This is a genomic window from Streptomyces massasporeus (assembly GCF_014648995.1).
GTDB classification, from domain to species: domain Bacteria; phylum Actinomycetota; class Actinomycetes; order Streptomycetales; family Streptomycetaceae; genus Streptomyces; species Streptomyces massasporeus.
The window spans coordinates 901,026-926,432 of record NZ_BMSE01000002.1 but is presented as its reverse complement, the minus strand read 5'-3'; the positions used below and the strand labels follow the sequence as shown (position 1 = coordinate 926,432).

Below are 25,407 nucleotides of genomic sequence, written 5' to 3'. Positions count from 1 at the left end.
GGCTCCTTGAAGGCCTAGAGACCGGACTCGGACGTGCGCACCAGGATGCGACGGCAGTTCTCGCAGCGGACCACCGTGTCGGGCGCGGCCTTGCGGATCTCGGCCAGCTCGGTGATGGCGAGCTCCTGCCGGCAGCCCTGGCAGCTGCGCGCGTACAGCTTCGCCGCGCCGACGCCGCCCTGCTGGCCGCGCAGCTTGTCGTAGAGCTTCAGCAGATCGGCCGGAATGGAGGCGGCGACGACCTCGCGCTCCTTGGTGACCGTGGCGACCTCGCCGTCGATCTGCTCGACGGCGGCGTCGCGGCGCGCGGTCGCGTCGTCGATCTTCGACTGGACGGAGGTGACGCGCTCGGTCAGCTCGGCGACCCGCTCCTGCGCGGACTCCCGGCGCTCCATGACCTCCAGCACCACGTCCTCCAGATCGCCCTGCCGCTTGGCGAGGGAGGCGATCTCGCGCTGGAGGTTCTCCAGGTCCTTGGGGGAGGTGACGGCGCCCGAGTCGAGGCGCTGCTGGTCGCGGGTGGCGCGCTGGCGCACCTGGTCCACGTCCTGCTCGGCCTTGGTCTGGTCGCGGGCGGTGTCGCTCTCCTCGGTCTGCGCGGCCACGAGCAGGTCGCGCAGCTGGGTGTGGTCCTTGGTCAGCGACTCGATCTCGGCGTGCTCGGGCAGCGACTTGCGCTTGTGCGCGAGCTGCTGGAGGCGGACGTCGAGGTCCTGGACGTCGAGGAGTCGGATCTGGTCGGCGGGCGCGGCGTTCAGTTCGGGGCTCCAAGGGGATCAGAAGGGGGCGAGGCCGCGTGCGCGGTCCAGGGGTCGGTGACCGTCTTCGAGACGTGGACGCGCAGGTCCCATCCGTGCCGGTCGGAGATCTCGTCGAGCTGGCTCGCGGCCAGCTCGCACCAGGGCCACTCGGTGGCCCAGTGCGCGGCGTCGAGCAGCGCGAGGGGACTGTGGGCGCGGGCTTCCGAGACGGGGTGGTGGCGCAGGTCCGCGGTGAGGAAGGCGTCGACCCCGGCCGCGCGGACCTGGTCGAAGAGGCCGTCGCCGGAACCGCCGCTGACGGCGACCGTGCGCACGAGCGCCTCGGGGTCGCCGGCGACGCGGATGCCCTGCGCGGTGGCGGGCAGCCGCTCGGCGGCGCGGGCGGCGAGCTCGCGGACGGTCACCGGGTGGTCCAGCGCGCAGAGGCGGCCGAGGCCCCGGCGGCCCGCGGGATCGGTGGGGTCCGGCACGAGCGGCCCGGTGACCCGCAGGTCCAGCGCGCCCGCGAGGGCGTCGGAGACACCCGGGTCGGCGGTGTCGGCGTTGGTGTGGGCGACGTGCAGCGCGATGTCGTTCTTGATGAGGGTGTGCACGACGCGGCCCTTGAAGTGCGTCGCCGCGACGGTCGTCGTGCCGCGCAGGTAGAGCGGGTGGTGGGTGACGAGCAGGTCGGCGCCCAGTTTCACCGCCTCGTCGACGATCTCCTGGACCGGGTCGACGGCGAACAGGACCCGCGTGACCTGCTGGTCCGGGTCGCCCGCGACGGTGCCGACCGCGTCCCAGGACTCGGCCCGCTCGGCGGGCCACAGGGTCTCCAGGGCGGCGATGACTTCAGACAGACGGGGCACGGGAGCAAGGCTACCCGCCTGATCTGTGGCGTTGCACCGCCACCGCCCGCTCCCGGCCCCCATGGCCCCGCTCAGCACAATCGCCCCCTTTTCCTCAGGCGAATCGTTCCTGGAACACCCTTATGTGTGAAGCCTGTGCCCGAGGAATTCCCCGTTCGCGCGTGCGGTACCTAGCGTTCGTCACTGGAGGTGACCGAACGATGACGGCCTGTGTGATCGAACCTTCGGCGGGACACGAGGACGAGGACGTGATCGCGCCGACAGGCTGCACGCTCACCGCGGACGGTGCCTACGGCGCCCGCCTCGCGTCGGCCGGCGACTCCTGGTTCCCGGAGCGCTGGACCCTGGACGGCCCCGAGCCGTACGCGGTGCCGCTGCCCCGCAACCAGCCGGAGGAGCCCGGCACCGAGGTGCAGCCGATGGCCGACGGGCGGGTCCTCATCCACCGGGTGGTGGCCGGGCGGCACGCCTTCTCGCTGCTCTATCCGACCGGGCCCGGCACCGGCGAACTGCCGCTGGGCGCGGTCGAGTGCCCGGACGAGGCCGCCCGGCTGCGGCTGCTGCCGCCCGCCCCGGGCGGGGAGCGGGCCTACGCCCTGGCCGTCGGGCCGCGTGCGACGTCGGTGTGGCTGGTGGCGGGCGGCGCCTTCGGGCCCGAGCGGCTGGCGGAACTGCCCGGCCGCTGCTCGGGCGGGGTCTGGCTGGACCGGTCGGGACGGCTGCTGGCGCTGGACCGGGAGACCGGCGGTCACACCAAGTCCGTCGTGGTGGACCTGGAGGGTGGCGGCGAGGTGTCGCCGCTGCTGCAGATCGCCGCCGAGAGCGACGACCGGCTGCTGCTCGCCGACCACGACAGCGGGCTGCTGATCGTCCGCTCGGACGCGCCCTCGCCGGGGCAGGACCGGCTGGGCTGGGGTGTCCTGGGCAGCTCGCTGCCGGTGCGCTTCCCGGAGTGCCTGCGGGTGCGGGACTGCTCCGTCACGCCGTTCGCGATCCAGCCGGGGCAGGTGCTGACGCCGGAGAGCTGTGCGGTGGCGCTGCGGGTGGACGGGCCGACGGGCAGCTGGGTCGCCGTCTGGCGGCCCGCCGAGCGGCGGGTGCACCATTTCCGGGCTCCCGAGGGGTGGTTGGCGGGCGCGGGCCTGTGGACGCCGGAGGGGGTGCTGCGGCTGCCGTACGCGACGGAGGCCGTGCCGTGCGGGGTGGCGCAGGTGAGTCCGCCGCCGGCCGCCGAACCGGAGCCCGGGGCTGCGACGGCGCCGCTTCCGGAGCCCGAGCCGGTGGCCCCGGTCGCGGAACACTCCGTACAGCCCGCGGAACCATCGGCTCGGCACACCGAGCCTCCGGCGCCCTCCGCTCCACGCCCTGTGCCCCTTCAGGAAGCGCCGTTGGGACGCCTTGTAACGAACTAGTGCCGGTTGGCGTGGCTGCCTGGATCCGAGGTCAGGGGGGCCGGTTAGACTCACCCGGCTGTAAAAAAGATCATGTTGACGGGGTGAATTCCATCCGATGAGTGACGCCAGCACGAACCAGCCGCGCAATGCCGACGTCCAGCAGTCCTCCACCGGCCCCGGCCGGCACCGTGGAGAGGTCTCCACGCGGGACGGCGAGACGGCTCCGCGCGGACGTCACCGCAAGCCGGCGGCGGAGACCGAGCAGGCCGTGACTGCGGCCTGACGGCACGCCGGTCACCAGACGGCGAACGGCCCTTCCCGCCACAAGCGGGGAGGGCCGTTCCGTGCTTTCGGTATCCTCACCCGCGTTTCAGGCCCAGCACCTCCGCCGCCGCGAACGTCTCCCCGGCCGGCCGGTCCGCGTAGTACGGCCCGAGGACGGCCTCCAGCTCGTCGTAGGTGAAGGCGTCCTGCTTGCTGTCGAACTTCGCGGCGAGACGCGGCCGTTCGACGACGGCGACCATCCCGCCGTGCACCACGAGGAGCTGCCCGTTGACGTGGGCGGCCGCGGGTGAGGCGAGATAGCCGACGAGCGGGGCGACGTGCTCGGGGGCGAGCGGGTCGAGACCGCTGCCGGAGGGCTGCGTGACGCCCGCGAAGACGTCCTCGGTCATCCGGGTGCGGGCGCGGGGGCAGATGGCGTTGGCCGTGACGCCGTATCTGCCGAGGGCGAGGGCGGTGGACGTGGTGAGGCCGACGATCCCGCCCTTGGCGGCGGCGTAGTTGGGCTGCCCGGCGGAACCGGCGAGGAACGCCTCCGAGGAGGTGTTCACGATCCGCCCGAACACCGGCTCCCCGGCCCGCTTGGACCGCTCCCGCCAGTGCGCGGCGGCGAACCGGATGGTGTTGAAGTGTCCCTTCAGGTGCACGCGCAGGACGGAGTCCCACTCCTCCTCGGCCATGGAGAACACCATGCGGTCGCGCAGGATGCCCGCGTTGTTGACGAGGATGTCGAGCCTGCCGAACGCGTCGACGGCCGACTCGACGAGCGTGCGTGCCTGTGCGAAGTCGGAGACGTCGCCGGTGTGCGCGAGCGCGGTACCGCCCGAGGCCCGGATCTCGGCGGCGACCTCCTCGGCGGGCCCCGCGGACGCCTCGCCCGAACCGTCGCGGCCGGGCTGCCCGTAGTCGTTGACGACCACGGCGGCGCCGAGCCGGGCGAGTTCCAGCGCCTCGGCCCGGCCGAGCCCGCGGCCCGCGCCCGTGACGACGGCGGACAGCCCTTGAAGTGGCAGTGACATCGGCGGAGCCCTCAGATCTCTATGCAGGTACGCAGGGCGGTCCCGGTGCGCATCTGGTCCAGGGCCTCGTTGATGTCCGTGAGCGGCACCCGGTGGGTGATCAGGCCCGCGAGGTCGATACGGCCCGCCCGCCACAGGGCGACGGTGCGTTCGTAGGAGGTCAGCACGTCACCGCCGCCGTACATCGACGGCAGGATCCGCTTCTCGTCGAAGAACAGCTCGAACATGTTGAGCTGGAGGAAGTCGTCCATGGCGCCCGCGCCGACGATGACGAGGGTGCCGCCGCGCCGGGTGTTCTCGTAGGCGGTGCGGGCGGTGACGGACCTGCCGACGACCTCGAAGACGTAGTCGAAGCCCTCTCCGCCGGTCACCTGCTGCTTGGCATCGGGCAGTTCCTCCGGGGAGACGGCCCGCGACGCGCCGAATTTCAGCGCCGACTCGCGACGCGAGGCCACCGGATCGACGGCGACGATCTCCGCGGCGCCCTTCAGCCGGGCCCCCTGGATCGCGGAGATGCCGACGCCCCCGCAGCCGATGACGGCCACCGACGAACCGGCCTCCACATCGGCCGTGTTGAGCGCGGCGCCGAGGCCGGTCGTCACTCCGCAGCCGATGAGGGCGGCGATGTCGAAGGGCACGTCGTCGGGTATGGGCACCGCGCAGCCGGCGTCGACGACGACCTCCTCGGTGAAGGTGCCGGTGCCGGCGAAGCCGAAGACGTCCCCGCCGGGGCGCTTGAAGTTGGGGGTGCCCGCGTTCATGAACCCGGCCAGGCACAGCTGGGTCTGGCCGCGCTTGCAGGCGGGGCAGGCGCCGCAGGCGGGCAGCCAGCAGACCACGACCCGGTCACCGGCCTTCAGATGGCTCACGCCCTCGCCGACCTCGACGATCTCGCCGGCCCCTTCGTGCCCGGGCACGAACGGCGCGGGCTGCGGCAGCACCCCGCCCATCGCGGACAGGTCCGAGTGGCACAGCCCCGTGGCGCGCACCCGGATCCGCACCTTGCCGGGTCCGAACCCCACCGCCTCGACGTCGTCGAGGACCTCCAGCTTGTCCTGGCCGATCTCGTGCAGTACGGCTGCGCGCATGGTGCGGGCTCCCCTCGTACGGCGTTGTGGACTCAGGTGTGTTCGACGACGGTGTCGGCGAGGACGGGCGCGTCCGACCGCTCGACGGCGCTGACGGCGACCCGGGTGGACTCCGGTGTGTGCCACATGCGGATCCGCAGGGTCTCCCCCGGGTACACGACCCCGGCGAACCGGGTGGCGTAGGACCGCACCCGGGTCACGTCACCGCCGAGGAGCGTGTCGACGACCGCCTTGAGCGTGATGCCGTAGGTGCACAGGCCGTGCAGGATGGGCCGCTCGAAGCCGGCGAGCTTGGCGAACTCCGGGTCGGCGTGCAGCGGGTTCCAGTCGCCGGAGAGGCGGTAGAGCAGGGCCTGGTCGTCGCGGACGGGCCGCTCGACGGTCCGGTCGGGTGCGCCGGTGGGCGGTTCGAGGCGGGTGGAGGGGCCGCGGTCGCCGCCCCAGCCGCCCTCGCCGCGGATGAAGATCTGAGCGTCGTTGGTCCACAGCGGGCCGTCGGCGTCGGCGACGTCGGTGCGCAGCACGAGGACGGCCGCGGTGCCCTTGTCGTACACGGCGGCGATCCGGCCGGCCGCGGTGGCGGTGCCCGTCGCCGGGAGGGGCCGGTGGATGACGAGGCTCTGGCCGCCGTGCAGGACGCGGGCCAGTTCGACCTCGATGCCGGGCATGGACAGACCGCTGGTCACGCCGGGCTTTCCGCCTCCCGCGACGGTGGCGAAGCTCGGCAGGACGTGCAGCCGGGACTCCAGGGTGTAGCGCAGTTCGTCGGGGTCGGTGGCGGGGCTGCCCGCGCCGATGCCGAGGTGGTAGAGCTGCACGTCCCTGTGGTCCCAGGAGATCTCGCCGGTCCGGGGTCCGGCGGCGAGCGCCTTGGCTGCGTCGATGGGCATGGGGCTCCTGATCGCCGGAGGAAGGACCTCGGTACGGCCGTCCGCACCGTCGGCCGCACCGAGGCCGTCTGGTGCCGGACCGGGACGCGAACTGAAACGCGTTCCAGTCCCGCGCCCTCTGTATAGCCGAGGCCCCGGCACTTGTGAAGACTCCTGACACTGTGTCAGATCCAGCCGGGCCGGATCGGCGTGGCGATGACATTTGTCCTGCCGGAGTCCGTACAACCGCCTCTGCCGCCGGCCCGGCCCGGTCCGTAACGTCGCTGCCATGACCACGCAGGGTCCGGGGGCCGTGTCCCCGGTCGGCGCAGTGGGGACGGAGGGCGGAAACGTGTCCTGGAGGGACAAGGTCAGGTGCCGGTTCGAGGCGGTGCGGTCGGACGTCCGCGAGGCCCGGGAGCACCAGCGCCACTACCGGGCGAACAAGGGACGGCTGAAGGCCGAGTGGCGGGCGGCCCGGGAGGCGGGCGGTCCCGACGCGGTGGCCGGCCCGCCGCCCACCGGATTCGCCCTGCTGCCGTGGCTGCTGATGGGCATGGGCGCGTTCTCCAACCTCTTCCAGGGCCGCACGGCCAACCCGTGGATCGGCGGCCTGGGGCTGCTGGCCTTCAACAGCCTCTACATCTACGTGGCGTTCCGCTCGTTCGACAAGCACAAGCGCGAGGCCCGGTCCACCCAGGTCGCACTCGCCCTGCTGGCGGTCGTGACCTGCGCGCTGGCCGCCGGGTACGGCGACACCTGGCTGCTGTTCTTCCCGCTGCTCGGCCTCGCGACCGGCGCGGCCCTGCGGCTGTCGCACCTGCGGCCCGCCGGTACGGCCGTGGCGGTGCTGGCGGGTGCGGTGGCCTGCTTCCACGACGGCTGGGGCGGGCTCGACATCGCGTACGCCACCTGGATCTCGACGATGGTGACGGCCGCGATCATGCGCCTCTCCGAGGCGGTGCGGGAGCTGCGCGCCGCCCGTGAGGAGCTGGCCCACCGGGCGGTCGAGAAGGAGCGGCTGCGCTTCTCCCGCGACCTGCACGACCTGCTCGGGCACACGATGTCGGTGATCGTGGTGAAGTCGGAGGCGGCCCGGCGGCTGGCCGGCCGTGACCTGGACGCCGCACTGGCCCAGATCACGGACATCGAGGCCGTGGGCCGGCAGGCGCTGACGGAGATCCGGGAGGCCGTGACCGGCTACCGGCAGGGCAGCCTCGCCACGGAACTCGACCGGGCGCACTCGGTCCTGACGGCCGCGGGCGTCACCCTCGTCGTGAGCCGCTCCGGCCCGCCGCTCGGACCGCAGACGGAGGCGCTGCTGGGCTGGGTGGTCCGGGAGGCGGTCACCAACGTCGTACGGCACAGCGGGGCGGAGCGCTGCGAGATCACCCTGTCGGGCTGCGGGGAACGGGTGCGGCTGACGGTCTCCGACGACGGGGGCGGGGGCGGGGTGGTCGCCGGGCACGCGGGGGTCTCCAGCGGCGGCACGGGTGTGACCGACCTCGACGGCACGGGAGCGGCCGACCTCGACGGCACGGGTGTGACCCGCCCCGACGGCACGGGTCCGGCCCCCTCCACCGGCACGGGTCTCACCGGGCTGACGGAGCGCCTCGCGGCGGCGGGCGGCTCGCTGACGGCGGCAGCGCGAACGGCAGGCGGCTTCGGCGTGACGGCGGAGCTTCCGCTCGACGCGGAGGACGCCCGGCCTGCGGGGGCGGGACGTTTTCGCAGCGACGCGGACGTGTACGTTGGCCGGTGATCCGCGCGACCTACACGTCGAGCACCGGCAACGGCCGGGGGAACGGGAGCACATGGGACGCGTCGCCGTCATCACCGCGCCGAACATCGGGTACCGCAACACGGGCATGCTGACCGTGGACCTGGCGTTCGAGTCCCTGCGGCGGCGGATGGACACCGGCTTCGACGCCACTTGGTACACGCTGCACACGCCGGAGATGGTGCCGCTGCGCGACGGTGCGCGGGGCATCGAGTTCCCGTTCCGCTTCCACCCGCTGGCCGAGCACCTCGACACGCTCCGGGACCACGACGCGGTCGTCTTCTGGGGCGACTTCCTGCACACACGGCACTACCTGGCGCAGGACGCGACGAACCGCCTGCTCGACTTCGGCTTCGCCACGGACCGGGACGACGCCCGAGCACAGCTGAACCGCGCCCTGCTGTTCGCGGACCAGCCGGACGAGGTCCTCGCGCGGACCGTCAGCTACGGCGGCACGATCCTGCACAACACGCAGTCCGACTACGAGGACAAGGAGTACGGCCCGCTGTTCTCGCGCCTGGTGACCCGCAGCCACCGGATGTGGGTGCGGGACCCGCTCTCGGCGGCGAAGATCGCGCATCTGCGCCGGGACCGTACAACCGACCACTTCGGTTCGGACGCGGCGCTGCTCTCCCGCCCCGGCGACCTCGACCACCTCCCGGTCACCGAGTGGTCCCGGTCGGTCCCCGACGGCGGTGCGATCGGCGTCTTCCTGGGGGCCCGGACGCCGATCCCCGACTGGCTGCCCGGCTTCTGCCAGGGCCTGTCCGACCGCCTGGGCGTCCCACTGGAGTGGCTGCCCTGGTTCGACCGGGAGGTCCCCGACCCGGTGCGCCACATCGCGGCCCGCCCGGGGAACCCCACCGTCGGCGACCTGGTCGGGGTCCTGCCCCGCTACCGGCTGGTCGTCACGGACACCTACCACCTGGCGGTCAACTCCTGGGGCGCCGGCACCCCGGCGGTGTGCGTGGGCGCGCCCGAGCCGACACCCAAGACGCACGACGACTACCTGACGCTGAGCGATGTGAAGAAGCACGTCTTCCACATGGCGTACGACGCGACGGACTTCTACCTGACCACCGAGGAGGGGCACGGGCAGGATCTCGACCGGCTCGTACGGCTCCTGGAGGGCGGCGGCGCCGGGACCGTCGCGGCGCGCATCCGCGACCACGCGGACCACTCGGCGTCGTCCTTCATCCGGACGCTGACCTCGTTGTTGGACACCCCCCGACCCGACCCGGGCCCGTGACCGGGCGGCCCATCCGCGTCCTGCTCGCGGAGGACCAGGGCATGATGCGCGGCGCGCTCGCGCTGCTGCTGGGGATGGAGGACGACATCGAGGTCGTCGCTCAGGTGGCCGCGGGCGACGCGATCCTGGACGCGGCCCTCGCCCACCGCCCGGACGTCGCCCTCCTCGACATCGAACTCCCGGGCAGGAGCGGTCTGGACGCCGCCGCCGACCTGCGCGTGCGGGTCCCCGGCTGCCGGGTGCTGATCCTCACGACGTTCGGCCGCCCCGGCTACCTGCGCCGCGCCATGGAGGCGGGTGCCACCGGCTTCCTGGTCAAGGACGGCCCCGTGGAGGAACTCGCCGCCGCCATCCGCCGGGTCCTGGCAGGCGAGACGGTCGTCGACCCCGCCCTGGCCACCGCCGCCCTCAGCGCGGGCCCCAACCCCCTCACGACCCGCGAGAGCGACGTGCTCAAGGCCTCCGCGGACGGCGCGACGGTCGCCGACATCGCCGCCCGACTCCACCTGTCGGAGTCCACGGTCCGCAACTACCTGTCCTCCGCGATCGGCAAGACGGGCACCCGCAACCGCATGGAGGCCCTGCGCGAGGCCCGCCACCAGGGCTGGCTGTAGGCCTGCGCGACCCGTGCGGCCGGGGAGGGCGATTGTAGTTCCGGATCACCGACTCACTGGTGGCCCGCATCAACCTCTCGACCGGCAATCTGATGCTGGCTGCCACCGACTTCGAGATCGCCGGCGTGGGTCAGAAGCTGCGTCTGGCGCGGACGTACAACTCCTTCGACGCGCCCTGGGGCAAGGTGTCCCAGCGGTGGTGGCAGGAGTACGAGCGCTACCTGCATCTCTTCACCGATGAAGTCGTCCTCTACGACGCCACCGGCGCGACCGTCCGCTTCACCAAGAACGCCGACGGCAGCTACACCACGCCCAAGGGCTACTCGAAGGACCTGAAGAAGAACGCCGACGGCACCTACACACTGACCGACCGCAAGTCCGGCTCGAAGGACACCTACGACGAGCACGGCACCCTGACCAAGGTCACGGACAAGAACAAGGGCGCCATCACCGTCGAACAGCACGACGACGGAACCGAGCACAGGGGCTTCAAGCTCACCGAGACCCGCTCCGGGCGCTGGATCGACCTGGTCAAGACCGACGCGAGCCAATGGCAGGCCAAGGACCACACCGGCCGCACCGCCGTCTTCGACCTCGACGCGGCCGGCAACCTGACGAGGACCACGGACACCGAGGGCAAGGCGACCCTCTTCGGCTACGACTCCTCCCGGCGCCTGACGAAGATCACGACGCCCGAGGGGCGCGTCACGGTCTTCACCTACGACGACCAGAACCGCGTGCGGTCCATGCTGCGGGCCACCGACTTCAACGGCTCCGGCCACACCGGCCCCACCTACACCTACGCCTACTCGAACACCGACCCCTCCGCGGCAGGGACCACGACGGTCACCGACCCCGAGCAGCACGCAACGAAGTACGAGCACAACGCCGACGGCGGCGTCACCAAGGTCGTCGACGCCCTCAATCACACCCGCAAGCGGACGTTCGATCCCAATCACAACGTCGACACCGCCGAGGACGCCATGGGCGTCGGCGGCGCCGCCGGAAACGTCACCGACTACGGCTGGGACACCCGCAACAACCTCACCTCAGCGAAACTGCCCAGCGGGGCCACCGCATCACTGACCGGGTATCAGACCATCTCCGGTGCGGACCTGCCCGCCACGCTGACCAGTGCCGACGGCGAGAAGACCGACTACACCTATGACACCGCGGGCAACACCAAGTCCGTCGCGGTCACGGGCACCGGCGGCGGCAAGCGGACCTTCGACTACAACGCGGCCACGCCGACCTGCGGCGGCTTCGAAGGCCAGATCTGCAAGGCCACCACGACCCTGACGACGACCAAGTCGGTTTCCACGTCGTTCACTTACGACGCCAAGGGCAATCTGTCCAAGGTGACCCCGCCCGCCCCGCTCGGCGCCACCACCTACACCTACGACGCGCAGGGCCGTCCCGAAACGGTCACCGACGGGCGCGGCATCAAGACGGTGTACCAGTACGACAAGCGTGACCGCGTCGTCCTGGTGTCCTCCACCAACGCCACGGTGCGCTACCACTACGACGGCGACGGCAACCTCAGACAGCGCGACGACAGCACCGGCGTGACCACGTACGAGTTCGACCCGCTGTCCAGGGAGACGGTCCGCACCCTGCAGAACGGCTCGCAGACCAAACTCACCTACACCCCGGCAGGTAACGTCGACACCTACGAGGACCCGGCCGGCGTCACGGACTACACCTGGAACGAAGTCAACAAGCTCTCCGAGCTGAAGGACCCGACCGGCAAGACCACCACGTACAAGTACAACGCCAACGACTTCCGCACCACGACGACCTACCCTGGCGGCACGGTCCAGGAGGTCACTCCAGACGAGTCGAGCCGACCGGAGAAGATCAAGGCGACCTCACCCAAGGGCACCCTGGTCGACCTCGCCTACTCCTACTCCAACGCCGGTACGGACGGCAAAAAGATCCGCACCCGCACCGACGCCGTCGCCGGGCTCAAGACCACCTACACCTACGACAGCGCAGGCCGCTTCTCCTACGCCAAGGAGGAAAAGGGCACCCCGCTCAACTCCTCCTGGCAGTACTGCTACGACCAGGCCGGCAACCTCACCAGCCAGGGCGTCGACCCCGGCTGCCCCCGCGGCACCACCTACACCATCAACGACGCCCAGCAGATCACCGCCAAGAACGGCTCCACCGCCAACTGGTCCTACGACAAGATCGGTAACGAGACCGCCGGCGCCTCCACACCCGAGGGCACCCGGACCGGGGAGACCTGGTCCGACTACAGTCAGCTGACCTCGCTCACCGTCGCCGGCAAGACCTACGCCGGCCAGTACGGCTCCACCGACCAGAGCGAACGCATCAAGCTCGGCGACACCTTCTTCCACAACGGCCCGCTCGGCCTCTCGGCCAAGACCACGGCCGGAGTCGACATGGGATTCAACCGGGAGCCCGGGGGCACCTTGAACTCCATGACGACCGGGGGGCAAGTCGTACTACTACCTCACCGACGCGATCGGCTCCGTCGTCGCGCTCGCCGACGGGACCGGCACCAAGGTGAACACCTACGCCTACAGCCCCCGCGGCGTCGAGCGTGGCACCACCACCGAGAAGGCCCCCCAGCCGTACCGGTTCGCCGGCGGCTTCCAGGACCCGACCGGGCTGTACCACTTCCAGGCCCGCTACTACGATCCCAACATCGGCCGCTTCACCAGCCCTGACCCCTCAGGCCAGGAGAAGAACCCCTACCTCTACGCCGAAGGCGACCCGGTCAACCGCATCGACCCCAGCGGCCTGGCGTCTCAAGGCCTGAATCTCGAGGTGTGTGCTTTTGGGGCGTGCCTCGGGGGTGGCGTCAGCGTCAATGACGACGGCGCGATCCATCCCAGCCTCTCCGCGGGGGCGGGCACCCCGGGAGTGAGCGGGGGGTACGAAGCGAGCGCCAGTGACGCCTCCGCCGGTTGGACGGGCGAGGCGGAGTGCTCAGCGGGCCACTACCGCGCATCGGCCAGTACGCAGGGCGAGACAGCGGCCGGAGCCAGCACTTCGTTCAGTGGCAAGCCGGGGTGCTCGGCCAAGATAAAGAAGACCTGGTAACAGAGAGGGCGAGAGATGCTTGCAGTGGAACTGGCGGCCCCCGGCGGAGGGCCTGACGGCCCGCCGTGGCTCGGTATTGCCTTCGGCGTCCTTGTGGTGATCGGAGTCATCTTCTTCGCCGTGAGCCTCATGCGAGGCCGAGGAAAATAGAAGGGAAGGCTCGAAGGTACCGGGGGCGTGATCCTCGCCGAGGTGGACGACAAGAGGGCTGAAGCTCCTTTCGCTCCGTGGCTCACAGCCACGGCGAAGATCACGACGTTCCTGTGCATCGCCTTCGGGTCGACGACGAACAACAGAGGCCCGTCATGAGTGCGCGCCTTTCGCGCGTGCTTCATCCGGCATCGGTCCCGGCTCCGGAAGGGGCCGGGACCGATGCCGTCGACGTTCAATCGGCAACCGGGGGCACGTCGTACTGCCACCTCACCGGCGCGACCGGCTCCGCCGTCGCGCTCGCCGACGAAAGCGGCACCACCACCGAAAATGTCCCCCACCTCGCCCGCCACCGCATCAGCGTCCTGTTTCGCCATGCTCCGCGACGGAACCTTCCACCAACCCGGAAGCCCCCGACTCGCTCGACGAAAGGCACAGAGGCCGACCACGGCACCCGGGTCACCCGCCCCGGCACCCCTCACGGCACCTGGGCCGCCCGCCGCGGCAGCCACACCCACATCAGCACCACTCCGGCCGCCAGCACCCCGGCGCCCACCCGGAACGCGAGGGCGTAGCCCTCCGTCAGGGCCTGCGGGGTCGTGCTGCCCGCCGATTCGGACGCCGCCAGGGTGGACAGGACCGCCAGCCCCAGGGAACCGCCCATCGTGCGGGACGTGTTGACGAGGCCGGAGACCAGGCCCGCCTCCTCGGGGGCCGCCCCGGAGGTGGCCAGGGAGGCGAGGGGGGTCGCCGCCAGGCCCGCGCCGAGCATCATGAGGACGCCGGGGAAGAGGATCGCCGTGGCGTAGGAGCCGTCGGCGGTCATCGTGGACTGCCAGGCGAAGCCGGCCACGGCGACGAGGGTGCCCAGCGCGGCGACGTTGCGCGGGCCGACGGGCCGCATCAGGCGGGGTGCGAGCTTGGAACCGAGGATGACGGCGAGCGAGCTCGGGACCAGGGCCAGGCCGGCCTCGATCGGGGTGTAGCCGAGGACGTTCTGCGCGTAGAGGGTCATGAAGAACCACATGCAGAACATCGCCGAACCGCACAGGAACATCGAGACGTTGGCCGAGGAGACCGCGCGGACGCGCAGCAGGCCGAGCGGCATCAGCGGGCTCGCCGTGCGGGCCTCGACGGCCAGGAACGCCCCGAGCAGCACCAGCCCGGCGAGCAGCGGCAGCAGGGTGGCCGGTGCCGTCCAGCCCGCCGCCTCCGTCTGGGAGATGCCGTAGGCCAGCGCGCCGAGGCCGGCCGTCACGAGCAGCGCGCCCGGCAGGTCGAGGCGGCGGCCGTCCCCGGCCCGGCCCTCGGTGAGGAACCAGGCCGCGGCGCACAGCACCACGGCGCCGACGGGCACGTTGATGAGCAGCACCCAGCGCCAGGACAGTGTCTCCACCAGCAGCCCGCCGACCAGACCGCCCGCCGCGCCGCCGCCGGCCCCGACCGCGGTCCAGGTCCCGATGGCGCGGGCCCGGGCGGCGCCCTCCGGCACCGACGCTGTGAGGATCGTCAGCGTCGAGGGCGCCAGCACCGCCGCGCCGAGCCCCTGCACGGCCCGCGCAACCAGCAGCTGCCAGTCGTCCTGTGCCAGCCCGCCGGCCGCCGAGGCCAGGGTGAACAGGCCGAGCCCGACGAGGAACATCCGCTTGCGGCCGTAGAGGTCCCCGGCGCGTCCGCCGAGCAGCATGAACCCGGCGAAGGCGATGGCGTAGGCGTTCACCACCCACTGCAGCCCCTGCTCGCCGAGTCCCAGCCCGGTCCGCATCGACGGCAGCGCCACGTTGACGACGGAGACGTCCAGGACGACGAGGAACTGACCGGCGCAGGTGAGCGCCACGACGAGCCACATCGGCGGCGCTCCGCGCGGACGCAGCCGGGCGGACAGGCGGGATATGCGGGCGGGGGCGGCATCGGCGGATTCGAGCATGGGTGTCATGCTCTCAACCGCCTTGCGCCCCTTGCATCGGGATTTCGCCGGGCCCGGTTCTCGGTCCCGGGACCTAGGACTCCGGCAAACCACCGCGAATGCCCCCGCAATCCCCCGGCAAGACCAAGGAAAGGTCAAGTTTTCATTAGGGTGCCAAAGCAACGGAATAGTTGCCTGGACGTACGAGGTTCAGGTCCCATGTACCCCGACGATCCCCGGCCTGGAGGCCCTCCTCAATGACGCAGACGACGACAGACCGCCCCGCCGGCAGAGCGAGCGGGGCCGTGGTCCCGGTGCTCGCCTTCGCGGGCATCGTTGTCGCGGTGATGCAGACCCTGCTCGTTCCGGTGATCAAGGATCTGCCGCGACTGCTGGACACCGCCCCCAGCAACGCCACGTGGGTCCTCACCTCGACCCTCCTCTCGGGCGCGGTGGCCACCCCGATCATGGGCCGCCTGGGCGACCTCTACGGCAAGCGCCGCATGCTGATCCTGAGCCTGGCCGTGATGGTCGTGGGCGCCCTGGTCAGCGCGCTCACCAGCGATCTGCTGCTCATGATCACCGGTCGTACGCTCCAGGGCTTCGCGATGGGCGCGATCCCGCTCGGCATCGGCCTGATGCGCGACATGCTGCCCCGCGAGAAGCTCGGCTCGGCGATGGCCCTGATGAGCTCCTCCATAGGCGTCGGCGGCGGCCTCGCCCTGCCCGCCGCCGCCCTGGTCGCCCAGCACAGCGACTGGCACACCCTCTACTACGGCGCCGCCGGCCTCGGCCTGCTCGCGATCGCCCTCACCCTCCTCGTCGTGCCGGAGTCCCCGATGCGCGCCGAGGGCACCTTCGACCTGCCGGGCGCGATCGGCCTGTCCGCCGGGCTCGTCCTGTTCCTGCTGCCCATCACCAAGGGCAGCGACTGGGGCTGGGCCTCCGGCACCACGATCGGCCTGTTCGCCGCCTCGGCGGTCGTGCTCGTGCTGTGGGGCGTGATGGAGCTGCGCGTGAAGGCCCCGCTGGTCGACCTGCGCACCACGGCCCGCCCGGCCGTCCTCTTCACCAACCTCGCCTCGATCATGGTCGGCGTCTCCTTCTACGTCGTCTCCCTGGTCCTGCCCCAGCTGCTCCAGCTGCCGAAGTCCACCGGCTACGGCCTCGGCCAGTCGATGGTCGTCGCGGGGCTGCTCGTCGCGCCGCTCGGCCTGACGATGATGTTCACGGCGCCCGTCTACGCCCGGCTGTCCGCGAAGTACGGCCCCAAGGTCACCCTGATCCTCGGCCTGCTGATCATCGCGATCGGCTACGGCGCCGGCCTCGGCCTGATGAGCGCCGCCTGGCAGAGCCTGGTCATCTCGGTCCTGCTGGGCGCGGGCATCGGCCTGGCCTACTCCTCGCTGCCCGCCCTGATCGTGGGTGCGGTCCCGGCGTCGGAGACGGGCGCGGCCAACGGCCTCAACACCCTGATGCGCTCCATCGGCACGTCGGTGTCGAGCGCCGTGATCGGCATGGTGCTGGCGAACACCGCGAACAACGTCGGCGGCGTCGAGATCCCGACCATGCACGGCTTCCGGGTCTCGTTCCTGATCGCGACGGGCGCGGTGGCCGTGGGTCTGCTCCTGGCGCTGTTCCTGCCGGGCCGACGGCCCTCGAACAAGCCGCAGTTGCGGGCCAGCAGCGAGGAGGACGCGGCGCTGGAGCGCGCCGAGCAGGTGCTGCGCGGCTTCCGCGGCCGGGTGCTGGGCGCCGACGGCTCCCCGGTCGCCCGCGCCAAGGTCACGCTGATCGACCGCCGTGGCCGCCAGGCCGGGGCGACGCTCTCCGCCGAGGACGGCAGCTACGCGCTCACCGTCCCCGACCGGGGCTCCTACGTCGTGGCCGCCCGGGCCACGGGCCACGGCCCGCTCGCCTCGTCCGCGACCCACGCGGGCGACGAGCGCCCGGTCGACCTGGACCTGTCGCTGCCGGGCGAGACGGTCCCCGCCTGACCCGCCGCCCGCCCCCGTTACTCACCGGTACCCCCTGTCGCCCCGCGGCAGGGGGTAGGGCACGATGGCGCCCCGACCGTAGTACGACCGAGAGGAACCCCATGCCCGCGGCGCCGAAGCCCGAGATCCTGGCCGCGTTCGAGGCGGCGAAGGGGTTCATGCCCGCCGGCGAGGGCCTGGCGCTGTACGCGGCGGCCGTGGAGGCCGGGCGGCTCGGACTGCCGCTGCTGGAGGTCGGCACGTACTGCGGCCGGTCCACGATCCTGCTCGCCGACGCGGCCCGCGAGGCCGGGGTCAGCGCGCTCACCGTCGACCACCACCGCGGCAGCGAGGAGCAGCAGCCGGGCTGGGAGTACCACGACCCTGAGACGGTCGACCCCGAGATCGGCCTGATGGACACGCTGCCCACGTTCCGCCGCACGCTGCACCGGGCGGGCCTGGAGGAGCACGTGGTGGCGCTGGTCGGGCGCTCCCCGCGGATCGCCGCGTTCTGGCGGACGCCGCTGGGGTTCGTCTTCATCGACGGCGGCCACACCGACGAGCACGCCACGGCCGACTACGAGGGCTGGGCGCCGCACGTCGCCGAGGGCGGGCTGCTGCTCATCCACGACGTCTTCCCCGACCCGCAGGACGAGTTCACCGGCCAGGCTCCCTACCGGATCTACCTGCGGGCGCTCGCCTCCGGCGCGTTCACCGAGGTCTCGGTGACGGACTCGCTGCGGGTCCTGCGGCGCACGGGCCCGGGCATCTGACGCACCGGCACGCGCCGGGCGGCTGGGCGGGTGAACCGCACCCCCGACACCCCTTCCCGGTCGGCCCACGGGCGGCGTGGCGAGTCGGCGGGCGGGAGCCACTGCCCAAGGATCCGGGCGCGTGGCACACACCTTCGAAGAGCTCGTGGAGAAGCAGCGCGCGGCGGACGAGGCGTACACCCGCGTGCGTCACCTCCAGGACGCGTACGGGCCGCCCACCCAGACCAAGTGGAGCGACCAGCAGACCACCACCTGGGAGACGGCCTGGCGCGCCTGGCGCGATCTCGCCCGGGACGTCCAGGCGGCGGTGACCGGGTACGCGAAGCAGGAGGGCACACCGCGCCAGGAGGTGGAGGCGCGGGTGAAGGAGGCGGTACGGCACGGGGACGGCGGCGGGAACGGGGCGTAGCCGCCACCCGTCGGGCCGTCCTCGGGCCGCCGCCCCCGCTCACGGCCGCTAGGGTGGCTGGCGTGTCGTACGTAGGCCCGGACTTCGAACCTCCCCAGCCCCGCCGCCGTCGCGGCCCCCTGACCGTCGCGCTCGCCGCGCTGGTGCCGGGGGCGCTGCTCGGCTGGCTGGTGTACGAGACGGTGGGCGGCTCGGGGGACGACGGGGGTTCGGGACAGGCGAGCGTGCGGTCCTCCTCGCCCGCCGCGTCGAGCGCGCCCTCCGACGACGCCAAGGAGCCGAGCGCCTCACCGAAACCCACGGCCACGCCCTCGGCCTCCGCGCCCGCCGCCTCCGGCCCGCTCAAGGGCAAGGTCGTCGTCATCGACCCGGGGCACAACCCGGGCAACTTCCAGCACGCCTCCGAGATCAACCGCCAGGTGAACATCGGGACGAACGCGAAGGAGTGCGACACCACGGGCACGTCCACCAACGACGGTTACACCGAGGCGAAGTTCACACTGGACGTCGCGCACCGGATGCGCACGCTCCTTCAGGAGCAGGGCGCCACGGTGAAGCTGACGCAGGACGGCGACCGGCCGTTCGGGCCGTGCGTGGACGAGCGGGCCCGGATCGGCAACCAGGCGAAGGCGGACGCCGTGGTCTCGATCCACGCGGACGGCTCGGGCGCCGGCAACCGCGGCTTCCATGTGATCCTGCCCGGCGCGGTGCACGCTGGCGCCGCGGACACCCGGGCGATCGTCGGCCCCTCCCGCGATCTCGGCGAGCGCGTCGCGGGCCGCTTCGTGGCCGTCACCGGCAGCGCGCCCTCCAACTACATCGGCGACGGCGGCGGACTCGTCACGCGTAAGGACCTGGGCGGTCTCAATCTGTCAACGGTTCCCAAGGTGTTCATCGAGTGCGGCAACATGCGCGATAGCAAGGACGCGGCGTTGCTCACCAGCGGCGCGTGGCGACAGAAGGCTGCGCAAGGGATCTCTGAGGGAATCGTGAGTTTCCTGCGCGGGTAGGTGTGGACCGGCAGATCCCGGCGGACACCCTGACCTGGCGGACGATAGGGTCCTCCTTACGATGAGGGGCCACCCCCGCGCTTCACACCGAGTCCGGACGGCGGCATGGTGACAGCGACGCCTCTACCGACGATGAGACGACTTACGAAGGACCTGAAGTGAATATCCGCTCCCTCACTCGGGGCGACGGCGTGGTGATCGGAGCAGCGGTATTGCTGTTGATCGCGTCGTTCCTCGACCTCTACTCGTTCGACAATGTCCCCGACAGCGTCGACCTCCCCATGCTGTGGGGCAGCGGCCCGGTCGTGTTCAGCGTCGTGCTGGCCGGGATCATCGGCGCCGCGCTGGTCGTCGTCTCCCGGGGCCTGCCGCAGGCCCCCAAGGTCGCGGGGATCGAGCTGGGCCAGTTCGGTGCCGCCTTCACGGTGTTCGCCGCGTGGAGCGCGCTCGGCAACATCTTCGACGTGACCGGCGGCTACGACAACATCGAGGGGACCAACAGCGACTTCCTCCCGAGCCCCGGCATCGGCATGATCCTCGCCCTCATCGCCACGCTGCTGATGGCCGCCGCCGCGATCACCACCCCGCTCGTCCCGGCCCTCAAGGCCGCCCTCCTCCCGGCTCCCCGCCCGGCCGCCCCGCAGCCCTACGGCGCCCAGCCCCCCGGTGGTTACGGCTACCCGGGCGCGCAGCAGCCCGGTGGCTACGGTCAGCCGCAGCCGGGGCAGCCGTACGGCGGTCAGCCGCAGCCCCAGCAGGCGCAGGCACAGGCCCCGCAGCCGCCGGCCGGGGACTTCTCCCCGTTCTGGTTCGCGGTGCCGGTGCCGCGGCCGCTGTTCGCGGAGGACGGTTCGCCGACGCCGATCGCCGAACTCGCCCCGGGTACCTGGTACCTGGCGGTCGAGCAGCGCGGAGCGGCCCTGGTCGCCCAGACGCAGGACGGCCGCCGCGGTGTCCTCCAGGACACGTCGGGCATCCAGCGCGGCTGAGCCCCACGCCCACGCACGGCCCCTCGCCCTTCCGGGTGGGGGGCCGTTGCCGTACAGTCGGCTGCCCGTCAACTGACACACCGTCAGGAGCCAGGTATGCGGCTCGGTCTCGCGCTCGGCTACTGGGGCCGCGGCCCCTCCCCCGACCATGTGCGCCTCGCGCAGGAGGCCGAACGGCTCGGCTACGACTCGGTCTGGACGGCGGAGTCCTGGGGCTCGGACGCGTTCACCCCGCTCACCTGGATCGCGGCGCACACCTCCCGCATCCGGCTCGGCACGGCGGTCGCGCAGATGGCGGCCCGCTCCCCGGCCACGACCGCGATGCACGCCCTCACCCTGGACCACCTCTCCGGCGGCCGCGTGCTGCTGGGCCTCGGTCTCTCCGGCCCGCAGGTCGTCGAGGGCTGGTACGGCCGCCCGTTCCCCGCCTCACCGCTCACCGCCACCCGCGAGTACGTCGACGTCGTACGGCAGGTGCTGCGCCGTGAGGCCCCCGTCGAACTGGCCGGCCGCTTCCACTCCCACCCCTACCGCGGCCCGGACGCCACGGGCCTCGGCAAGCCCCTCAAGCCGATCACCCACCCGCTGCGCGCCGATCTGCCCGTCCTGCTGGGCGCCGAGGGCCCGAAGAACGTCGCCCAGACGACCCGGATCGCCGACGGCTGGCTGCCGCTGTACTGGTCGCCGACCCGGCCGGAGGTCTACGGCCCGGCCCTCGCGGAGCTGCCCGAGGGGTTCATGGTGGCGCCGATGACACAGGTCCGGGTGTGCGACGACGTCGCCGAGGGGCTGCTGCCGGTCAAGGCGATGCTCGGCTTCTACATCGGCGGCATGGGCCACGCGGCCCGCAACTTCCACGCCGACCTGATGGCGCGCATGGGCTACGAGGAGGAAGCCCGCCGGATCCAGGGGCTGTTCCTCGACGGCCGCCGGGAGGAGGCCGTGCTCGCCGTCCCCGACGCCTTCGCCGACGAGATCTCCCTGGTCGGGCCGCGTGAACGCATCGCGGAGCGGCTGGAGGCGTGGCGAAAGGGGCCGGTGACGGATCTCCTGGCCCTCGCGCCCGACCCGCAGACCCTGCGGGTGCTCGCCGAGCTCAACTCCCGGTGAGCTGCCGTCACCAGAAGATCGCGATCGCCTCCAGCGTCACCTCGCGGGTGTCCTCGCGCCAGCCGGTCATCTTGCCGAGGCAGCGGGCCGTGAAGGAGCCGGCCGGGATGGAGCGGCGCGCGTCCCCGGGGGCCACGACGCGCATGTACACCGGGGGTTGTCCGGCGCCGTACTCGGCCCGCAGGACGAATCCCTCCGCCGCGTCCGGCACGCGGGTGAACACCCCTTTGACGGAGACGAATTCGCCGATGCGGCTCAGGGTCACCGCACGGCCGTCCGCCAGGTTGGCGGCGAGGTTGCGGTTCGGGACGACCGTCAGCGTGGTCAGGTCGGCGTGCACGATGGCGTCGGCCCGGTCGAAGGCCTCCATGACCACGCCGATCACGTTGATCGGCTTGTCCTTGCGCACGAACTTGCGGAACGTCTCCTGGCTGACGTCCCGCTTCAGCCGGAACTTGAACAGGAACGTCAGCACCCGGCTCCAGAAGCCGACACTCGTGTCGACCTTCGTCCGCAGCTCGACGGCCTCCTCCAGCGCGGACCGGTAGTTGCCGAGCTCGTACAGGTCCATCACCGCCTGCTCGTCCAGGTACAGGCAGATGCTGTACGCCGACTGCCAGCGCCGCAGGTTCCTGCGCCGTTCCCGGGCGTGGCGCACCAGCACCACCGCGAGCACCACCGCGCCGGCGGCCGTCGCCAGCCAGACCGTCATCCACGGCCACCACAGGCTCCACCACAGTGCGTCAGTGACAGCCACGGATCTCCTTGAAAGCCTCGGAAAGGGACGAGTCGGCGGCCTCCACCATCCGTCCGCCCGTGGTCGCCGCCGCGCGCCGCAGCTCGCCGGCGTCGGCGTCGCCGAAGTGGACGGGGTAGGTGTGGACGGCGCCGCGCACGGCGGCGGGCAGCGCCCGGTGGCGGCGCACGAACTCCGCATAGGGCAGGCCCGCGTTGTTCTCGCCGTCGGTCATCAGGACGAGCGAGACGGAGCGGTCGGGGTCGGCGGCCAGTGCGCGGGCGGCGGTGCGGTAGCCGTGGTCGAGGGCGGACCATACGGCGGTGGCGTCGCCGTAGCCGCCCCGGGCGACGGTGTCGGCGAGGGCCGTCAGGTCCTTCGGGCCGGTGACGGTGACGGTCCTCTCCCCCAGCACCCGGCCGCCGAACCGGACGACGGTGAGCCGCTCGCCGCGGTGGAAGCGGGCGAACTTGCCGGAGGCGGTGGAGTCCGCGCCGCTGAGCCCGGCGAAGGCCTCGCGCAGGGCGGCCATCCGGGCGCCGCGCATCGAGCCGGAGAAGTCGAGCAGGAAGACCACCTGGCTGGTGGTGCGCCGGTCGGGGTCGCCGTAGTCCGCCAACAGGGTGCGCAGGACGACGGGCCGGTCGGGGAAGTAGAGGGCGTTGCCCACCGGTTCGCGCAGCCGGGCCTCCCGGGTGACCGTCGTGTTCACGGGACGGCGCAGCGTGTGCCGCATGATCTGCCGCTGCACCGAGTCGCGCCGCAGCCACTGCGTGACCTTGTCGTACGCGGTGCGCCGGGCCGGGTTCAGCAGGAGCAGCGGAAAGTCCGCCAGGACCGTGCCGTCCTCGGGACGGACGATCTCCAGGCGGTCGTCGAGGCGGCCGCCGGCGTTGAGGGCGAGCAGATCGGACTCGTAGGTGATGAGGGCGTTCGCCTCGTCCTGGTGGCCGGCGTAGGAATCGACGAGGGCGGGGCCGGTGTCGGCGGTGAGGGTCTGGCCGGAGCGGAAGCCGCGCAGCCGGTCGCAGGAGACGTCCTCGGGGCGCAGCGCGGCTCCGGTGCCGGCCGCGGCGGTGGCGACGCCGACGAGGGCGGCCAGTCCGCTGCCGGCGTGCCCGGGGTCGGCCATGCCGAAGCGGACGGTGCCGGTGGCGGCGGCGTCGGCGATGTCGGCCCAGCTGAGCCGGGAGCCGGGCACCTGGGCACGCAGCCGCCGCGCCACGTCCGGCTTCAGGCCGACGACGACGGGGGACGTCATGGTGGGCGTGCGCTGCAGCCCCCGGACCGCGTTCTTGTCGGTGAGACGCAGATAGCTGTCGGAGGACAGCCAGGCGAGGTCGTACCGGCCGCGGTCCGGGGCCCTGGTCTCGGCGTCGGCCCGGTGGTCCAGACGCAGGTCGACACCGGTTTCGTCCTTCAACTCGTCCAGCAGCGGCGCGAGTACGGCGAGGTCGGGGCCGGCGAGCACGCGCAGCCGGACCGTGTCGCCGTCTCCGTCGCCCGAGCAGGCGGTGAGGAGGCTCGCGACGAGCGCCAGGCAGAGCGCCGGCAGACCCCAGCCGCGCCTCACCGGCTGTCCGCCCGGTCCTGGCAGTCGCCGACGATCTCGATCATCCTCTCCAGCAGGGGCAGGCTGGGCAGCACCGCCCGGGTGTCGTCGGAGGAGGTGGTGGGCACCGGGATGTGCCGCTCGGTGAGGAACCGGGCGAGTTCGTCGCCGGTCGCGCCGCCGGTGGCGTTGCGGGCACGGAAGCCCAACTCCATGGCCCGGTGCTGGAGTTCGGGGTCCTTGGTGACCAGTTCGCCGAGCCGGGCGCCCTCGCCGGTCAGCGCGACGAGCTGGGGTTCGGTGACGAAGCGGGTGGACGGGTAGAGCAGGACGCGCTCGTCGTCGGTCGCGCCCTCGTCGGCCTGGCGCCCGATCTGGTGGGCGAGGAACTGGTGCTCGTAGATCACCGTCACCGGGGCGATGCTCTGCCCGTCGGGTGACAGATACGTTTCGGCCCGCTCGGACGACGGCAGGCCCTGTTCGACGAGGAGCGGCTTGATCTTCCGGGCGAGTTGCTCCGCCTCGGCCTCGTTGTCCGGCGCGTCGTTCCCGTGCTCGACGAAGGCCACGAGTCCGAGGTAGGTGCCGGCGGAGTTGGCTTCGCAGATGTCGGAGGTCTGGGCGAGGATCTTGTTGCCGTTGCGGACGCGGTCGTCGCGGTCGATCTCGTCCCAGCGGTAGCCGTTGTCGGGGTCGCGCCGGGCGCCCGCCCGTTCGCCCCGGGCCAGGTCGATGAACTTCCGCATGTCGAGGGTGTAGTACATCGGCCTGCCCGCCGGACCCGGCAGGCGCTTCGCGACGCCTTCCGCCGTGAGCACCTCGGCGTAGTCCCGGTAGGTGGCCAGCACGATGGGGCTGACGAACGGGCGGTACAGCAGCACCGGACGGTTCGCCCGGGCGCGCTCCCGGCTGATCAGGTCGGCGGCCGGCTGGCCGGAGGGGAAGACGACGTCGTATCCCTCGTAGTCCTGCTTGGCGATCTCACGCGAGCCCATGTTGGTGATGTGCACGCGGAAGCCGTGCTTCATCAGCAGCCGCTCGACGACGGGGTCCTGGAAGAAGTCCCTCTTCGAGGCCATCTTGGCCTCGATGGTGACCACTTCCCGCAGCGGCAGCAGCAGGTTCCCGGAGGCCACGAGCAGGGCCAGCCCGACGACCGGGACGGGCAGCGCCGACGCCAGCGCTCTGCGCAGACGTCGGCGCGGGGGTCTGGTGACGGTCAGCCGCGGCTCTTCGGCGGCGGGTCTGTTCGCGGGCACCTGCATGCTCCCCCCGTGACACCGGCGTCCTCCCCGAGTGGCCGGGCCAGGATCGTCGGTGATGCGGGTGTACCCCGAACTGCCCTTCGGGGAACGTGGGTTGGCGGCACGGGGAAGCCCGCGGAGGAGGCCTGGGGACGCGGCTCGACGAGCCGGGTTTCATTCAGAGTTCAAGGGCAATCCGGAGAGTATGTCCCCTCGTTATCGCAACGGTGCGAATCAGGCCGGCACGATCGTCGCGGTCGTGGCCGACATCATGGCCCTCATCCTGGGTCTCTGGATCCTGATGTACCTGCTGGACGCCAACCCCGGCAACTCGTTCGTCCAGTTCATCCACGACGCGGCACGCTGGCTCGCCGGCTGGTCGCACGACCTGTTCACGTTCGACGAGGCATGGGCCCGAGTGGTCTGCGGCTACGGCCTCGCAGCGGTGGTGTACCTGTTCATAGGCCACGCGATAGCCAATCGCGCGCACCGGCATTGAGAACGCGGTCAGGGGGCTCGGCCCCCTAGGGGCGCGGGGAACTGCGCGACAAGCCACGCACGACCCGCGCCCGCACACCC

General features: G+C 72.0%; 21 protein-coding genes and 1 pseudogene. 13 read left to right on the top strand and 9 right to left on the bottom strand.

Annotation, left to right across the window (positions count from 1 at the left end):
• Positions 1 to 14 precede the first annotated feature (14 nt).
• Both IE153_RS08995 and IE153_RS08990 read right to left on the bottom strand, forming a co-directional pair.
• On the bottom strand, positions 15 to 758 hold the full coding sequence (locus IE153_RS08995; protein WP_189589282.1) for a zinc ribbon domain-containing protein: 744 nt from the start codon (positions 756 to 758) through the stop codon (positions 15 to 17).
• Positions 755 to 1,609 carry a Nif3-like dinuclear metal center hexameric protein gene (locus tag IE153_RS08990; RefSeq protein ID WP_189589185.1) on the bottom strand — a complete coding sequence of 285 codons (855 nt, stop codon included), beginning with the start codon at positions 1,607 to 1,609 and terminating at the stop codon, positions 755 to 757. Before IE153_RS08990 ends, IE153_RS08995 begins: the two co-directional genes overlap by 4 nt.
• 200 nt (positions 1,610 to 1,809) lie before the next feature.
• Here IE153_RS08990 and IE153_RS08985 point away from each other — a divergent pair, with 200 nt between their 5' ends.
• Positions 1,810 to 3,021, top strand: a complete 1,212-nt coding sequence (locus tag IE153_RS08985; protein ID WP_189589184.1) for a hypothetical protein — start codon at positions 1,810 to 1,812, stop codon at positions 3,019 to 3,021.
• Between the two features lie 97 nt (positions 3,022 to 3,118).
• A complete protein-coding gene (locus IE153_RS08980) occupies positions 3,119 to 3,286 on the top strand; it encodes a hypothetical protein (protein WP_189589183.1) in 168 nt (55 codons plus the stop codon).
• A 76-nt stretch (positions 3,287 to 3,362) separates the two neighbouring features.
• Here the strand turns inward: IE153_RS08980 and IE153_RS08975 are convergent, their stop codons facing one another.
• The 3 genes from IE153_RS08975 to chsH3 are packed head-to-tail and all read right to left on the bottom strand — an operon-like array spanning position 3,363 to position 6,282.
• Positions 3,363 to 4,304, bottom strand: a complete 942-nt coding sequence (locus IE153_RS08975; RefSeq protein ID WP_189589182.1) for a 3-oxoacyl-ACP reductase — start codon at positions 4,302 to 4,304, stop codon at positions 3,363 to 3,365.
• 11 nt (positions 4,305 to 4,315) lie between these two features.
• Positions 4,316 to 5,392 (bottom strand): Zn-dependent alcohol dehydrogenase, encoded by a 1,077-nt coding sequence (locus tag IE153_RS08970; RefSeq protein WP_189589181.1) that lies wholly within the window; start codon positions 5,390 to 5,392, stop codon positions 4,316 to 4,318.
• Between the two features lie 32 nt (positions 5,393 to 5,424).
• Positions 5,425 to 6,282, bottom strand: a complete 858-nt coding sequence (gene chsH3 / locus IE153_RS08965) for an enoyl-CoA hydratase ChsH3 (RefSeq protein ID WP_030837166.1) — start codon at positions 6,280 to 6,282, stop codon at positions 5,425 to 5,427.
• A 331-nt stretch (positions 6,283 to 6,613) separates the two neighbouring features.
• Here chsH3 and IE153_RS08960 point away from each other — a divergent pair, with 331 nt between their 5' ends.
• From IE153_RS08960 to IE153_RS08945, 4 genes and pseudogenes are all read left to right on the top strand, one after another.
• Complete coding sequence (locus IE153_RS08960; protein WP_438817909.1) at positions 6,614 to 8,023, top strand: sensor histidine kinase; 1,410 nt, start codon at positions 6,614 to 6,616, stop codon at positions 8,021 to 8,023.
• Between the two features lie 52 nt (positions 8,024 to 8,075).
• A complete protein-coding gene (locus tag IE153_RS08955; RefSeq protein WP_189589179.1) occupies positions 8,076 to 9,290 on the top strand; it encodes a hypothetical protein in 1,215 nt (404 codons plus the stop codon).
• 41 nt (positions 9,291 to 9,331) lie between these two features.
• Positions 9,332 to 9,904 (top strand): response regulator, encoded by a 573-nt coding sequence (locus IE153_RS08950; RefSeq protein ID WP_229828952.1) that lies wholly within the window; start codon positions 9,332 to 9,334, stop codon positions 9,902 to 9,904.
• Between the two features lie 44 nt (positions 9,905 to 9,948).
• A pseudogene (locus IE153_RS08945) lies at positions 9,949 to 12,973 on the top strand (RHS repeat-associated core domain-containing protein).
• 628 nt (positions 12,974 to 13,601) lie between these two features.
• Here IE153_RS08945 and IE153_RS08940 read toward each other — a convergent pair.
• Positions 13,602 to 15,059, bottom strand: coding sequence for an MFS transporter (locus IE153_RS08940; protein ID WP_229828924.1), 1,458 nt, complete (start codon positions 15,057 to 15,059; stop codon positions 13,602 to 13,604).
• A 227-nt stretch (positions 15,060 to 15,286) separates the two neighbouring features.
• Here IE153_RS08940 and IE153_RS08935 point away from each other — a divergent pair, with 227 nt between their 5' ends.
• The 6 genes from IE153_RS08935 (at position 15,287) to IE153_RS08910 (ending at position 21,296) form a co-directional block, all read left to right on the top strand.
• Entirely contained in the window at positions 15,287 to 17,026 is a 1,740-nt protein-coding gene (locus IE153_RS08935) for an MFS transporter (protein ID WP_189589177.1), read from the top strand.
• Between the two features lie 101 nt (positions 17,027 to 17,127).
• Positions 17,128 to 17,778: a class I SAM-dependent methyltransferase gene (locus tag IE153_RS08930; RefSeq protein ID WP_189589176.1), complete on the top strand. Its 651-nt coding sequence runs from the start codon at positions 17,128 to 17,130 to the stop codon at positions 17,776 to 17,778.
• A gap of 121 nt (positions 17,779 to 17,899) precedes the next feature.
• A complete protein-coding gene (locus IE153_RS08925; RefSeq protein WP_189589175.1) occupies positions 17,900 to 18,187 on the top strand; it encodes a hypothetical protein in 288 nt (95 codons plus the stop codon).
• Positions 18,188 to 18,249: 62 nt separating this feature from the next.
• A complete protein-coding gene (locus IE153_RS08920) occupies positions 18,250 to 19,197 on the top strand; it encodes an N-acetylmuramoyl-L-alanine amidase (protein ID WP_189589174.1) in 948 nt (315 codons plus the stop codon).
• Between the two features lie 158 nt (positions 19,198 to 19,355).
• On the top strand, positions 19,356 to 20,186 hold the full coding sequence (locus IE153_RS08915) for a DUF5336 domain-containing protein (protein WP_189589173.1): 831 nt from the start codon (positions 19,356 to 19,358) through the stop codon (positions 20,184 to 20,186).
• A 96-nt stretch (positions 20,187 to 20,282) separates the two neighbouring features.
• Positions 20,283 to 21,296, top strand: a complete 1,014-nt coding sequence (locus IE153_RS08910) for an LLM class F420-dependent oxidoreductase (protein ID WP_189589172.1) — start codon at positions 20,283 to 20,285, stop codon at positions 21,294 to 21,296.
• A 7-nt stretch (positions 21,297 to 21,303) separates the two neighbouring features.
• Here IE153_RS08910 and IE153_RS08905 read toward each other — a convergent pair whose 3' ends face one another.
• The 3 genes from IE153_RS08905 to IE153_RS08895 are packed head-to-tail and all read right to left on the bottom strand — an operon-like array spanning position 21,304 to position 24,849.
• On the bottom strand, positions 21,304 to 22,053 hold the full coding sequence (locus tag IE153_RS08905; RefSeq protein WP_189589171.1) for a hypothetical protein: 750 nt from the start codon (positions 22,051 to 22,053) through the stop codon (positions 21,304 to 21,306).
• Positions 22,040 to 23,605 carry a vWA domain-containing protein gene (locus tag IE153_RS08900; RefSeq protein WP_189589170.1) on the bottom strand — a complete coding sequence of 522 codons (1,566 nt, stop codon included), beginning with the start codon at positions 23,603 to 23,605 and terminating at the stop codon, positions 22,040 to 22,042. The genes IE153_RS08905 and IE153_RS08900 overlap by 14 nt, the downstream gene beginning before the upstream one ends.
• The gene (locus IE153_RS08895; RefSeq protein ID WP_435811902.1) at positions 23,602 to 24,849 is read right to left on the bottom strand and encodes a hypothetical protein; all 1,248 of its coding nucleotides are present in this window, start codon (positions 24,847 to 24,849) and stop codon (positions 23,602 to 23,604) included. The genes IE153_RS08900 and IE153_RS08895 overlap by 4 nt, the downstream gene beginning before the upstream one ends.
• A gap of 184 nt (positions 24,850 to 25,033) precedes the next feature.
• Between IE153_RS08895 and IE153_RS08890 the strand changes: the two genes are divergently transcribed.
• Positions 25,034 to 25,327 (top strand): hypothetical protein, encoded by a 294-nt coding sequence (locus tag IE153_RS08890; protein WP_030837127.1) that lies wholly within the window; start codon positions 25,034 to 25,036, stop codon positions 25,325 to 25,327.
• Positions 25,328 to 25,407 lie beyond the last annotated feature (80 nt).